The organism is Bacillus sp. SIMBA_154 (assembly GCF_046536015.1).
Lineage (GTDB): Bacteria > Bacillota > Bacilli > Bacillales > Bacillaceae > Bacillus > Bacillus pumilus_P.
This window is the reverse complement of the sequence record NZ_JAWJBV010000146.1, coordinates 1-307: the sequence shown is the minus strand read 5'-3', so window position 1 is coordinate 307 and position 307 is coordinate 1. Positions and strand designations below refer to the sequence as shown.

Genomic DNA, 307 nt, shown 5'->3' with positions numbered 1-307 from the left:
AACGTAGTTGTTAATAATGTGGAGATTTCTGCAAAGGCACAAGGTGCTGATATTAAAATTAAAAACGTGAATATTCCGAGTGTTTTAATCGCGTTAAAAGAGCAGCCTGGAGAAAATACAGCCAGTTCTACCCCAATTACTGAGTTACCAGCATTACCTAATATCGCATTTATGTCGCCACTCAATATTTACCTAGAACAGTTTAATATTGCGCAGTTCACGGTGGAGCAGAATGCACAGCAAAATGTGGTAAATAATATTGCGCTACAAATGAAGCTAATAGGTTCTGAGATTAACGTTGCTTCAT

1 protein-coding gene is annotated in these 307 nt (G+C 37.5%); it reads left to right on the top strand.

Annotated elements, in window-relative coordinates; translation table 11 throughout:
* Positions 1-307: hypothetical protein (locus tag R0K30_RS21500; RefSeq protein ID WP_410612824.1), on the top strand; the 307-nt coding region annotated here is incomplete at both ends.